We start from the raw sequence: 12,856 nt of genomic DNA, 5'->3' as shown, positions 1-12,856 counted from the left end.
TCATCAGGAGAATCAGGTGAAAGAGACATCCGCCTGGGTTGCGCCCATGGAAACCCTTCCCGTCAGCCTCAGCCCCATCGCCGCCATGCAGAAAAAACACTTCGGCGCGGTGCTGAACCCCACGCGCTGGTGGGGGCGTATGCCGCGTCTTTTCTGGCTGGTGGCGCTATTTGTCGGCTATCTGGAGCGGCGCAAGGCGCGTTTGACCCCGGTTCTGCGATCGCTACTAATGACGCGGATCTCGCAGATCTGCCACTGCGCATTTTGTATTGATGCCAACAGCCTGCGTCTGGCCGAGCGGAGCGGGGCGCTGGATAAAGTGCAGGCCGTCAGCGACTGGCAAAATTCCACCCTGTTCAGCGAAGAGGAGCGCGCGGCGCTGGCCTATGCGGAAGCGGTCACCGCCACGCCACCTCAGGTGGATGAAAATATCAAAAGTCTGCTGAAGCGCCACTTTACGGAAGAGACCATCACCGAAATGACGGCTCTGATTGCCTTTCAGAATCTTTCCGCCCGCTTTAACGCCGCGCTGGATATTCCGGCTCAGGGGCTGTGCGCCACGTTTAAAGGTAAACCGCATGCTGGATAAACATCTGCACCCCCGGCTGAAACCCGGGTTAAATCAGCTGGCCGCCGCGCTGGATAGACCGTTTATCACGCCTGATGGCTTAACGCTCGCCGGGTTTGCGATTGGCGTGCTGGCGTTACCGTTTCTGGCGCTGGGCTGGTATCCGGCGGCGCTGATCGCCATTGTGCTGAACCGGCTGCTGGATGGTCTGGACGGCGCGCTGGCGCGTCGCCGTGGCCTGACGGACGCGGGAGGATTTCTTGATATCGCCCTCGACTTCCTGTTCTACGCCCTGGTGCCGTTTGGCTTTGCGCTGGCCGCTCCGGCTGATAACGCGATCGCCGCCGCCTGGCTACTGTTCGCTTTTATGGGGACGGGCAGCAGTTTTCTGGCCTTTGCCGCGCTGGCGGGGAAGCATGATATCGACAACCCCGGCTATGCGCACAAGTCGCTTTATTACATTGGAGGATTAACGGAAGGAACGGAGACCATCGCGCTGTTTGTGCTGTGCTGCCTGTTTCCGGCGCATTTCGCGCTGTTTGCCTGGACGTTTGGCGCATTGTGCTGGCTGACCACCACAACGCGCATCTGGAGCGGTTATATCACGCTGAAATCACTTCCCCGCTAGCGTGCGCTTTCCGGTCCGCGCTCCCCGGTGGAGACCGGGTTCTGCGGATGGCTGCTCCATTCGTACCAGCCGCCGTCGTAGACGGCAACATTCTGCCAGCCCATGGCGCGGGCGTACATAAAGGCTTCAGACGCGCGCCAGCCGGTACCACAGTAAAACGCAACGTGCTGCTCCGGCAGGATATTCCACGTTTTCCACATGGCGGCAATATCATCGGCGCTGCGCATGGTGCCATCCGGATTGTGGAAATCTTCCATGTGGGTCGCGTCGCTGCCCGCATGGCCCCAGCGCGCACCGGCAATCTCACCTTTTGGCTTGATATAGCTGTAGCCGCTGGTTTCACCGATAAACTCTGGCCAGGAACGAATGCTCACCAGCGAGGCGTCCTGACGGTGCAGCATTCCCCGGGCCTGCTCCATATCCACCATCAGCCGGGGCTGGCCCGGGATCGGCGCGCCAAAATCAGGGGCTGGCTTGACCTTTGCAGGCGTTCCGCGCTCAACGGGCAGGCTGGCGTCGGACCACGCCTTCCAGCCGCCATCCAGAATTCGCACATCCTTCACGCCCGCGTAGAGCATGATCTGCGCCACGCGCGCGGCGGCATACACGTCGCGACCGTACAGAATGACGGTGGTACCGTGACGGATCCCGTGCTTCGCCAGCATCGCTTTCAGCTTTTCGTCAGAAACCTTATTCCACAGCGGTTCGCTTTCCACTTCATTGGTGTCGATATAGCCCGCACCGGGAATGTGGCTCAGGAGATAAAGCTTCGGCGCACCCCAGCCAGCCTCGATCACCTTCCACTCTCCGGCTGGTGCGGCGGTAACGGGTTTGCCCTGCTGCAACTGGCGGATCCACTGCGGATAAACCAGCTGTTCGAAATGCGCCAGACGTTGCAGACGGTCGGATTGTTGCAGGGCATCGCTCAGGGTGGAGACGTGGGTAAAGCCCGCTTTCTCCAGCCGCGCTTTGACGGTCTGGTTGTCATCATCGTTGCCATAGAGCGCAACCGGCATGTCTGGCGTAAGCCGATGTTGTTTTGCCCAGCCGCTGAGCTGTTCATCGCTCATTGCCCCAAGCCAGCTGGCAGAGAGATTAAGCGCGGCGGGTTCATGCCCGGACGTTCCGCTCAGGGTCTGCGGCCAGCCGTTAAAGAACGCACTGACGCGCGTATCAATTACCGCGCCGTTTTGCGCCTGGAGCTGGTCCAGCGTGAGGGAGTGGGGCATATCAGCCGCCGTGGAGGAGAGTGAGGCGAGGCCGCAGAGCAGGGCCAGCGCGGTCAGTTGAGAAACACGTTTCATCGAAAAACCTGACGTCATTAAAAGAGGGTGGCATTGTCGTCTCTCCTGAAGCCAAAAACATTGCGTTAGCACATTATTGCCAGCGAGAAATCTCAATCACCTCGCCGCCGGGCGGAATATCGTCCTCATCATGCGTGACCAGCACCACCGGGATCCTGCGCTGGCGAGTAACCTCGAATACCCACGCCCGGAATGAGGCGCGCAGCGTTTTATCCAGTCGACTGAACGGCTCGTCGAGCAGCAATGCCTGCGGCTGGGCGAGAAGGGCGCGCAACAGGCTGACCCGGGCGCGCTCGCCGCCGGACAGGGTCGCCGGATCGCTGGCGTAGTGGTTTGCCAGCCCGGCAGTGTCCAGGGCCTGTTCTACCGCGTTGCGGCGGGCGCGCCCGACGATGTGCGCCGGCAGCGCCAGCATCAGGTTTTGCCCCACGCTGAAGGCGTCAAACAGCAGGGCATCCTGAAACAGAATGCCGATCCCGCGCGTTTCCACGGGGAGCATATCGCAGCGGCGATCGTTCAGCCATAGCTCGCCGTGCGCCTTAAAATCAGCGGATAACGCCCCCACCATCCAGGCGAAAAGGGTCGATTTCCCGCTCCCGGAGGGCCCCATCAGCGTGACAATCTCCTCCGCCGGGACGCGGAAGTTGACCTCACGGAAGAGTGGCGCAATGGTGAGATTTTTCACGTTCAGCATTAACGTAATCCTTGTCTGTGACGGCCCACGAGCCGGGAGAGCAGCGCGGCAAGGGCAAATACGCTGCTGGTCAACAGCAACAGACCCAGCGCCCGGCTGGCGAGGATCGGAATGCTGCCGCCGCTGCTGAGGGCGACCGCCTCCGTCGTCAGGGTGGTGAAACGTCCCGCTCCCAGCCAGAGGGTCGGCATGTACTGGGCCATGCTCACGGAAAAGCCGGTGGCAAAGGCCAGCAGGGCCGGACGAATCATCAGGGGGCATTTCACCAACCAGAAAATTTTCGCCTGTCGCCAGCCCAGCGTTCTGGCGGTGAGGATAAGCCGGGGATCGAGCCTGCGCCAGGCCGGTTGCAGCACCAGGAGCATCCACGGGAGAACCCAGAGCATATGGCTCCAGAGCACCGCAGCGTACTGGCCGTCGATGCCCAGCCACAGCGCCACGGCATATTGCCCGGACACGAGGGGCAGCGCCGGGAGGGCGAGCGGCAGCCAGACCCACACCGCGCCGCGCTGGGGTCCCCACTCAAGCCAGAGCATGAGGATGGCCAGCGCTGTCAGGCTGGACAGCAGTCCCAGTGAAAGGCTGTCGCTGACGGGGCCGATGTCGTCCCGGCGTGCCAGCATCAGCAGAACCAGCGCACAGAGGACGCCGCACAGCGGCAGTAACCCGCCCAGCGTCCGTGCGGGCAGCGCAGTATGCGAAGCGTGACGAATTCCGGAGGGGTCACGCTGGGCGCGCCGCCATGCCGTCCAGAAGCCGTATCCCACCGCGGCAAGCGCCGCCAGCAGCAGGAGCAACACCAGACACAGCAGCGTTCCCTTTGTTTGCTGTTGTGCATCGCCCTGGGCGAGCCACTGCCAGGCCAGTACCGCCAGCGTAGGCGGGTTGCCTGGCCCGAGCACGATCGCCACATCCACCACGGAAAGCGACCAGGCCAGCACCGCCAGCATGACTGCGCCCAGCGCGGGGGCGATTGCCGGGAGGACGAGCCAGTTGAGCGCCTGCATTCGTCCGTAGCCGAAGGTATGCAGGACGATTTTCTGCTGTGCGAGACGCTTTTCAGGCAGCGCGGCGTAGATTGCCCACAGAACGAACGCGCTCTCTTTGACCGCAAGCGTCAGGCCAAGCCCGATACCGTAGCGGTCAAGCTGCGGCGAACAGACCGTACAGATCCGGTAAAACTGCCCCCCTTCCGCAAACAGCAGCAGCGCGCTGGTGGCGAAGGCGACGTGCGGCACGGCTAACAGCCACGGCAGACGGGTGCTCAGGCGCTGCCAGCCTTCACCCGGCCAGAGAAGCGCAAGCAGGGTCAGGGCGATAAACAGTGAGCCCAGCGTCGCGATAAGCGTGGAAACCAGCGTGGCGGCCAGCGCCTGCGGCAGCTGCGGGTCGGCAAACAGCGTCGCCCAGTTGCCGGGAGAAAACGCCGGGGCCAGCAGCATGCCGCTGGCGGGAAGCAGTGGCAGATAGATGACCGCCATTGCCGCCCAGACCAGCCCGCTTAGCGGGTTCCGTAGCGGCGAAGCCATTCCTGCTCCAGGGCGTTAACCCAGGCGGCGTGCGGTTCGGGAAGTACATCAGGCGTGCCTGAGGGGGTAAAGGCGCGAAGCTGTTTTGCCGCTTTCGCAGGCAGTTTTTCGCCATCCAGCACGCTCGGGTCACCCCAGACGGCAGGATTAGCTTTGCGGATCTGCGCCTGCGGTGACAGCAGGAAATTCGCCACCACCTTCGCGCCTGCGCTCGCGCTGGCGTTTGCCGGGATAGCGACAAAATGGACGTTGCCGATCATGCCTTTGAGAAAGCCGAAACTGTAGCTGTCGGCAGGCAGTTCACCGCTCGCCACCTTTTGCATCGCATGGGCGGGGTTAAAGGTGAGCGACAGGTTCAGGCTGCCGCTGGCCAGCAGCGTATCCATGCGCGCAGGCGACGGAGGAAAATCGTTCCCTTCGCGCCACAGCAGGGGGTGCAGCGTATCAAGGTAATCCCACAGCGGCGCGGTGACCTGCGCAAAGGTACTGTCTGGCGCGTTTTTTAGCGCCTCCGGATGGGCGGTCAGCGCCAGCAGTAGCTGCTCAAGAAACGCCGTGCCGGTAAAATCCGGCGGTCGCGGATAGCTCACCTTGCCAGGGTGCTGTCGGGCGTATACCAGCAGCGCGTGGGGATCTGCCGGTGGTGTCGGCGTACTCGCTTTACGGGCGATAAAGGTTAATTGCGCGCCGCCCCACGGGGATTCTGCCCCATCGGTCGGGATGGCAAAATCTTCCGTTACCGGTTTACGGGTATCGACGTAGCGCCAGTTGGGCAGGGTTTGCGCCCAGCCGGTGAGCAGCAGGTTTGCCGCTTTCAGGTTGCGGAAGTTTTCCCCGTTTACCCAGAGCAGATCCACCGACCCGTTACTGCTGCGTCCTGCGGCATGTTCCGTCTGGATCCGCTTCACCGCGTCGGCGGCATCGGCCAGATGAACGATCTTCAGGTTGATGGCGTAGTGCGTTTTCATCTCGCCGCTTACCCAGTCGAGGTAGCGGTTAACGGCCTCGTCACCGCCCCAGGCGTTAAACCAGACGGTCTGCCCGGTGGCCTGTTGCTGAATGGATTGCCAGCTCTCTGCGGCGAAGGCAGAGGTTGCCAGCAGCAGACTCGTCAGAAACGCGCAAAAACGCACCCGGCGCATAATGCCTCACTTTTTAATCGAAGGGATGTAACGGGAAAACAGCCAGCGAGTGACCAGCGGTAATAACCCTAATAGTGTAAAGGCGAACAGCAGTCCCGGCGACAGAATATCGCGCAGCGAGGTGAGTTTCCCCAGCTCGCGTCCGGCGTTCAGATAAATGACGGTGGCAGGTAGCATTGCAAGCTGGCTGACCCACCAGTAGTGACGCACCCTGAGACGGGTTAGCCCCATCAGCAAATTGACCAGAAAGAACGGGAACAACGGCATCAGGCGCAGGGCAAAAAGGTAGCGCGCGCCGTCGCGATCCATTCCCGCATCTATCGTGCTCATCTGTGCGGCAAAGCGCCGTTGCACCCAGTCGCGCAGCAGATAACGGCTGACGAGCATGGCAAGCGTGGCGCCGAGCGTCGAGGCAAATGACACCAACAGCGTCGCCTCCCACAGGCTGAAAAGCGCCCCGCCGAGCAGCGTCAGAAGCGCGGCTCCGGGGATCGACAGCGCGGAGAGCAGAACGTAAACCGCAAAATAGATCAGCGCGCTCTGAAGAGGCGCCTGCTCCACACGATCGAGCAACGTTTGCTGGTGCATTTTTAGCGTGTCGAGGGAGAGCATGCCTGGAGGAAGCAAAACAACGGTCAAAACAAATGCGCCCAAAAGGGCGCACAGGAGACTGATTTTTTTAATATTCACTGAAGTTTACAGCTTGAACGTTGCCCATACCGGCGCATGGTCGGACGGCTTTTCCATACTACGGATGTCATAGTCGATACCGGTTTCGATGCAGCGTTCGGCCAGGGGGGCGCTCGCCAGCAGCAGATCAATACGCAGGCCCCGGTTGTCATCGAAGCCTTTAGAGCGATAGTCAAACCACGAGAAGCGATCCTGCGTCGCCGGGTTAGCCGTGCGGAAAGTATCCACCAGCCCCCAACCCAGCAGGCGCTCCATCCACTCGCGCTCCTCCGGCAGGAAAGAGCATTTGCCGGTGCGCAGCCAGCGCTTACGGTTCTCTTCGCCAATACCGATATCCAGATCCGTCGGGCTGATATTCATGTCGCCCATGATCAGCACCGGGTTTTCTTTTTTGAGTTCGGTTGTCAGGTAGTTTTGCAGATCCTGATAAAACTTCGCTTTGGCCGGGAATTTGGTTTCATGATCGCGGCTTTCACCCTGCGGGAAATAGCCGTTGATGACGGTCACATTGCCGAGCGCGGAAGGAATTTCCGCCATGATGATGCGGCGTTGCGCCTCTTCATCGTCACCCGGGAAGCCACGACGCACCGACACCGGCGTATCTTTGGTCAGCAGCGCAACGCCGTAGTGGCCTTTCTGACCGTGGTAAAAAACGTTATAGCCCAGCTTCGCTACCTCTTCGAGCGGGAACATATCGTCGTGAACTTTTGTCTCCTGCAAGCCGATCACATCTGGCTGATGTTGCTCAACAATCGCTTCAAGCTGGTGAGGGCGGGCACGCAGGCCGTTGATATTAAAAGAGACAAATTTCATAGTCGCTGCCAATGCAAGGTGAATAGTGCAAGGATGGTAGCAGAATTTACGTCGTCTGTTATCCGCTTCGCCCAATTACTGCGACAGATAATGCCGACGGTGCAATATTTGCACCATTTCGGCGCGTTTTGCCCTCGAACAGGGCATAAAGGACCGATAAATTTCGCGAGCGATCACAATTCCAGAATTATATTTGGACTCTGCATACTCTTTCTTGTTTTCATGCGGTAAAGCGCCGCTTGTCGTAATAATATTCACTATTTATGCATTAAAAGTGAATAACTCCATATTGTAACTCATTGATATTCTGTTACCCCAACCCGTTTATGCATTTTTATCGCTGGCTGGCACGAACGCTGCAATCTACATTCACAGTGCAAACACTCAATTATTTAACATTTAAACAACCTTTTATTTACCGGATGAGGTCGCTATGTCTCTGTCAGTTACGCGTGAAAATTTCGATGAATGGATGATGCCGGTATACGCTCCGGCGGCTTTTATTCCGGTACGTGGGGAAGGCTCTCGCCTGTGGGATCAGCAGGGCAAAGAGTATATCGACTTTGCGGGTGGGATTGCGGTGAATGCGCTGGGGCATGCAAACCCAGCGCTGCAGCAGGCGCTGAATGACCAGGCGGCGAAATTCTGGCATACCGGCAACGGTTATACCAACGAACCGGCATTGCGTCTGGCGAAGAAGCTGATCGACGCCACTTTCGCAGAAAAAGTCTTTTTCTGTAACTCCGGCGCGGAAGCGAACGAAGCGGCGCTGAAGCTGGCGCGCAAATATGCGCACGATAAATTCGGCGCGCACAAGAGCGGCATCGTAGCCTTTAAAAATGCCTTCCATGGCCGCACGCTGTTTACCGTCAGCGCGGGTGGTCAGCCCTCATATTCTCAGGATTTTGCGCCGCTGCCGCCGGATATCCGGCATGCGGCGTATAACGATTTACACTCTGCCAGCGAGCTGATTGACGACACCACCTGTGCGGTGATTGTCGAGCCCATGCAGGGGGAAGGCGGCGTCATGCCCGCCCAGAAAGCGTTCCTGCAAGGGCTGCGCGAGCTGTGCGATCGGCATAACGCGGTCCTGATTTTTGACGAAGTCCAGACCGGCGTGGGCCGCACGGGTGAGCTGTACGCCTACATGCACTATGGCGTGACCCCGGATGTGCTCTCAACAGCCAAAGCGCTCGGCGGCGGTTTCCCGGTGGGGGCGATGCTGACCACCGATAAATTCGCCAGCGTGATGACCGTGGGCACTCATGGCACCACATACGGCGGCAACCCGCTGGCAACCGCTGTCGCCGGACAGGTGCTGGATATCATCAACACCCCTGAGGTGCTTAACGGCGTGAAGCAGCGTCACCAGTGGTTTGTTGAGCGCCTTACTGCCATCAATAACCAGACCGGCTTGTTCAAAGAGATCCGCGGTCTGGGGCTGTTAATAGGCTGTGAGCTTGCCCCTGAGTTTGCCGGTAAAGCGAAGCTGATTTCACAGGAAGCGGCAAAGCAGGGCGTAATGGTGCTGATTGCCGGTGCTAACGTGGTGCGGTTTGCCCCTGCGCTGATCGTCAGCGAGGAAGAGGTCAGAACCGGGTTAGATCGTTTTGCGCTGGCCTGCGAACAGGTGAAGTCCGGGGTGTCATCATGATGGTCATCCGTCCCGTTGCGCACGGTGATCTCGCCGGGCTTATGCAGCTTGCCGGTAAGACAGGGGGCGGGCTAACCTCGCTGCCTGCCGATGAAAAAACGCTGTCGGCGCGCATTGAGCGCGCCCTGCAAACCTGGCAGGGGACGTTGCCAAAAAGCGAACAGGGCTATGTGTTCGTGCTGGAAGATACCGACACGGGAACCGTGGCGGGGATTTGCGCCATCGAGGTGGCCGTCGGGCTTAACGATCCGTGGTACAACTACCGGGTCGGCACGATGGTCCACGCCTCGAAAGAGCTGAATGTTTACAACGCGCTGCCGACGCTCTTCCTCTGTAATGACCATACCGGCGCCAGCGAACTCTGCACCCTGTTTCTCGATCCGGACTGGCGCAAAGAGGGCAACGGTTATCTGCTCTCCAAATCGCGCTTTATGTTTATGGCCGCCTTTCGCGACCGCTTCAACGAAAAAGTGGTCGCGGAGATGCGCGGCGTGATTGATGAGACGGGCTACTCGCCGTTCTGGGAGAGTCTGGGCGAACGCTTCTTCTCCATGGAATTTAGCCGGGCGGATTACCTGTGCGGTACCGGTCAGAAGGCGTTTATCGCCGAGCTGATGCCGAAGCATCCTATTTATACCCATTTCTTAACGCCTGAAGCGCAGGCGGTGATCGGCGAAGTTCACCCGCAAACCGCCCCGGCCCGCGCAGTGCTGGAGAAAGAGGGATTTCGCTACCGTAACTACGTCGACATCTTCGACGGCGGCCCGACGCTGGAATGCGACATTGACCGCGTTCGCGCCATCCGTAAAAGCCGCCTGGTTGAGGTTTCAGAAGGCCAGCCCGCGCCGGGCGAGTGGCCAGCCTGCCTGGTCTCGAACGAGAATTACACCAACTTCCGCGCCATGCTGGTGCGAACCAACCCAACATGCGAGCGTCTGGTACTGACGGCTGCGCAACTGGATGCCCTGAAATGTAACGCTGGCGACACGGTTCGCCTGGTGCGGCTCTGCCCTGAGGAGAAAACAGCATGACTCTATGGATTAACGGTGACTGGGTAACGGGCGAAGGTGACGCGCGGACAAAAACTAACCCGGTCGGCCAGGAGGTGCTCTGGTCGGGGAACGACGCCAGCGCCGGGCAGGTTGAGCAGGCCTGCCAGGCTGCACGCCGAGCGTTTCCGGCATGGGCGAAACGGCCATTCTCCGAGCGCCAGGCGCTGGTTGAGAAATTTGCTGCGCTGCTGGAGGCCAATAAAGCCGAGCTGACCCGCATCATTGCCTGTGAAACCAGTAAGCCGCGCTGGGAGGCAACAACCGAAGTCACGGCGATGATCAACAAAATCGCGATATCGGTGAAGGCGTACCATACCCGCACCGGCGAGCAGCATACCGAGATGCCAGACGGCGCCGCCACGCTGCGCCACCGTCCGCACGGGGTGCTGGCGGTGTTTGGCCCGTATAACTTCCCCGGACATCTGCCGAACGGGCACATTGTGCCTGCGCTGCTGGCGGGGAATACCGTCATCTTCAAGCCGAGTGAGTTAACCCCCTTAACCGGAGAAGCAGTCATAAAACTCTGGGAGCAGGCGGGGCTGCCGCCGGGGGTGCTGAATCTGGTGCAGGGCGGGCGTGAAACAGGTCAGGCGCTGAGTGCGCTGAGCGACATTGACGGTCTGCTGTTCACCGGCAGTGCCGGAACGGGCTATCAGCTGCATCGTCAGCTGGCGGGGCAGCCGGAAAAAATTCTGGCGCTGGAGATGGGCGGCAACAACCCGCTGATTGTGGAAGATCCGGATGATATCGATGCCGCGGTCCATCTGACCATTCAGTCGGCGTTCATTACCGCCGGACAGCGCTGTACCTGCGCCCGCCGCCTGCTGGTTAAACGCGGCGCGCAGGGGGATGCGTTCGTGAAGCGTCTGGTGGAGGTGAGCGCGCGTCTGGTTCCCGCGAAATGGGATGCCGAGCCGCAGCCGTTTATCGGCGGGCTGATCTCCGCGCAGGCGGCGCTGAACGTGCTGAAAGCGTGGCAGGAGCACGTGGCGCGCGGGGCGAAAACCCTGCTGGAGCCGAAGCTGGTTCAGCCGGGCACGTCGCTGCTGACGCCGGGGATTATTGAGATGAGTGCGACGAGCAACGTGCCGGATGAAGAGGTCTTTGGCCCGCTGCTGTGCGTCTGGCGCTATGACGATTTTGAGTCGGCGATCGAAATGGCCAACAACACCCGCTACGGCCTGTCGAGCGGCCTGATATCGCCGCATCGCGAGAAATTCGAACAGCTGCTGCTGGAAGCGCGCGCCGGGATCGTGAACTGGAACAAACCGCTGACCGGTGCGGCGAGCACCGCGCCGTTTGGTGGCGTAGGGGCGTCGGGCAACCATCGCGCCAGCGCCTGGTATGCCGCCGATTACTGCGCGTGGCCGATGGCAAGCCTGGAAACCCCGGCGCTGACGCTGCCGGAGACGCTGAATCCGGGGCTGGATTTTACAGAGGGTGACGCCCATGAAAGCGCGTGAGGTTAACTTTGACGGCCTCGTGGGGCTGACGCACCACTATGCCGGGCTGTCGTTCGGTAATGAAGCCTCGACGAAGCACCGTTTCCAGGTCTCGAACCCGAAGCTGGCGGCGAAGCAGGGTCTGTTGAAAATGAAGGCGCTGTCCGATGCCGGTTTCCCGCAGGCGGTGATCCCGCCTCAGGAGCGACCAAACGTGGACGTGCTGCGCCAGCTGGGGTTCAGCGGTACGGATGAACAGGTGGTGGAAAAAGCAGGCACGCAGACGCCACACCTGCTTTCGGCGGCCAGTTCAGCCTCCTCGATGTGGGTGGCGAATGCCGCCACCGTTGCGCCGTCGGCGGATACGCTGGACGGCAAAGTGCATCTGACCGTTGCTAACCTGAACAACAAATTCCACCGCGCCAGCGAAGCGGAGACCACCGGGCGCGTGCTGCGCGCCATTTTTAATCATGAAGCGCATTTCGAGGTGCATTCGGCGCTGCCGCAGGTCGCGATGTTTGGCGATGAAGGGGCGGCAAACCACAACCGTCTGGGCGGCGACTATGGCGAGCCGGGTTTGCAGCTGTTTATCTATGGACGGGAAGAGGGCGGCCACGCCGCGCCGGTTCGTTATCCGGCGAGACAAACTTTAGCCGCAAGCCAGGCGGTTGCGCGGCTGAACCAGGTTAATCCTTCTCAGGTGATTTTTGCCCAGCAAAATCCGCAGGTGATCGACCAGGGCGTGTTTCATAACGACGTCATTGCCGTTTCCAACCGTCAGGTGCTGTTCTGCCACGAGCAGGCGTTTGCCCATCAGGAAAAGTTGCTGGCCACGCTGCGCGAACGCGTGCCGGGATTTATGCCGATTCAGGTGCCCACGCAGGCGGTAAGCGTGCAGGATGCGGTCGAAACGTATCTGTTCAACAGCCAGCTGCTGAGCCGGGATGATGGCAGCATGATGCTGGTGCTGCCGCAGGAGTCCCGCAACCATCAGGGCGTCTGGCGCTATCTCAGCGAACTGGTGCAGGCGGATAACCCGATTGATGAACTGCGCGTGTTTGATCTGCGGGAAAGTATGGCCAACGGCGGGGGACCGGCGTGCCTGCGACTGCGCGTGGTGTTAACGCCGGAGGAGATGCAGGCCGTGAATCCGGCGGTGATGATGAACGACACGCTGTTCAATACCCTCAATGACTGGGTGGACCGCTATTATCGCGACCGTCTGGTTCAGGCCGATCTGGTTGATCCGCAGCTGCTGCGCGAAGGCCGCGAGGCGCTGGATGCATTATCGACCATCCTGCAACTGGGATCGGTTTATCCGTTCCAGCGCTAAGGAGATG

12 protein-coding genes are annotated in these 12,856 nt (G+C 60.3%); 6 read left to right on the top strand and 6 right to left on the bottom strand.

Annotation, left to right across the window (positions count from 1 at the left end; all coding sequences use genetic code 11):
* The first annotated feature begins 16 nt into the window (after positions 1-16).
* Both O1722_RS14010 and O1722_RS14005 read left to right on the top strand, forming a co-directional pair.
* Positions 17-589 (top strand): carboxymuconolactone decarboxylase family protein, encoded by a 573-nt coding sequence (locus O1722_RS14010; protein ID WP_032670967.1) that lies wholly within the window; start codon positions 17-19, stop codon positions 587-589.
* The gene (locus O1722_RS14005) at positions 579-1,196 is read left to right on the top strand and encodes a CDP-alcohol phosphatidyltransferase family protein (RefSeq protein WP_033487174.1); all 618 of its coding nucleotides are present in this window, start codon (positions 579-581) and stop codon (positions 1,194-1,196) included. The genes O1722_RS14010 and O1722_RS14005 overlap by 11 nt, the downstream gene beginning before the upstream one ends.
* On the opposite strand, the gene O1722_RS14000 is transcribed toward O1722_RS14005, so the two are convergent.
* The 6 genes from O1722_RS14000 to xthA all read right to left on the bottom strand — a co-directional run bounded on the left by O1722_RS14000 (position 1,193) and on the right by xthA (position 7,368).
* The gene (locus O1722_RS14000; protein ID WP_032671511.1) at positions 1,193-2,500 is read right to left on the bottom strand and encodes a sulfurtransferase; all 1,308 of its coding nucleotides are present in this window, start codon (positions 2,498-2,500) and stop codon (positions 1,193-1,195) included. The genes O1722_RS14005 and O1722_RS14000 overlap by 4 nt on opposite strands.
* Before the next feature lie 73 nt (positions 2,501-2,573).
* The gene (locus tag O1722_RS13995) at positions 2,574-3,194 is read right to left on the bottom strand and encodes an ATP-binding cassette domain-containing protein (RefSeq protein ID WP_032670968.1); all 621 of its coding nucleotides are present in this window, start codon (positions 3,192-3,194) and stop codon (positions 2,574-2,576) included.
* Complete coding sequence (locus O1722_RS13990) at positions 3,194-4,723, bottom strand: ABC transporter permease family protein (RefSeq protein WP_032670969.1); 1,530 nt, start codon at positions 4,721-4,723, stop codon at positions 3,194-3,196. The genes O1722_RS13995 and O1722_RS13990 overlap by 1 nt, the downstream gene beginning before the upstream one ends.
* Positions 4,696-5,865, bottom strand: a complete 1,170-nt coding sequence (locus O1722_RS13985; protein ID WP_072134609.1) for an ABC transporter substrate-binding protein — start codon at positions 5,863-5,865, stop codon at positions 4,696-4,698. The genes O1722_RS13990 and O1722_RS13985 overlap by 28 nt, the downstream gene beginning before the upstream one ends.
* Before the next feature lie 6 nt (positions 5,866-5,871).
* A complete protein-coding gene (locus tag O1722_RS13980; RefSeq protein WP_032670970.1) occupies positions 5,872-6,555 on the bottom strand; it encodes a TVP38/TMEM64 family protein in 684 nt (227 codons plus the stop codon).
* A gap of 6 nt (positions 6,556-6,561) precedes the next feature.
* On the bottom strand, positions 6,562-7,368 hold the full coding sequence (gene xthA / locus O1722_RS13975) for an exodeoxyribonuclease III (protein ID WP_015570756.1): 807 nt from the start codon (positions 7,366-7,368) through the stop codon (positions 6,562-6,564).
* Between the two features lie 433 nt (positions 7,369-7,801).
* Between xthA and astC the strand changes: the two genes are divergently transcribed.
* Genes astC through astB form a run of 4 tightly spaced genes read left to right on the top strand, consistent with a single transcriptional unit; the run spans position 7,802 to position 12,849 of the window.
* Positions 7,802-9,022 (top strand): succinylornithine/acetylornithine transaminase, encoded by a 1,221-nt coding sequence (gene astC / locus O1722_RS13970; protein WP_032670971.1) that lies wholly within the window; start codon positions 7,802-7,804, stop codon positions 9,020-9,022.
* Positions 9,019-10,053: an arginine N-succinyltransferase gene (astA, locus tag O1722_RS13965; protein ID WP_015570755.1), complete on the top strand. Its 1,035-nt coding sequence runs from the start codon at positions 9,019-9,021 to the stop codon at positions 10,051-10,053. Before astC ends, astA begins: the two co-directional genes overlap by 4 nt.
* The gene (astD, locus tag O1722_RS13960; RefSeq protein WP_032670085.1) at positions 10,050-11,537 is read left to right on the top strand and encodes a succinylglutamate-semialdehyde dehydrogenase; all 1,488 of its coding nucleotides are present in this window, start codon (positions 10,050-10,052) and stop codon (positions 11,535-11,537) included. Before astA ends, astD begins: the two co-directional genes overlap by 4 nt.
* On the top strand, positions 11,524-12,849 hold the full coding sequence (gene astB / locus O1722_RS13955; protein ID WP_032104259.1) for an N-succinylarginine dihydrolase: 1,326 nt from the start codon (positions 11,524-11,526) through the stop codon (positions 12,847-12,849). The genes astD and astB overlap by 14 nt, the downstream gene beginning before the upstream one ends.
* Positions 12,850-12,856: the final 7 nt, after the last annotated feature.

The sequence above is a fragment of the Enterobacter cloacae complex sp. HYC003_NIDB genome (genome assembly GCF_056673375.1).
This window is presented reverse-complemented; position numbering and strand designations above follow the sequence as displayed.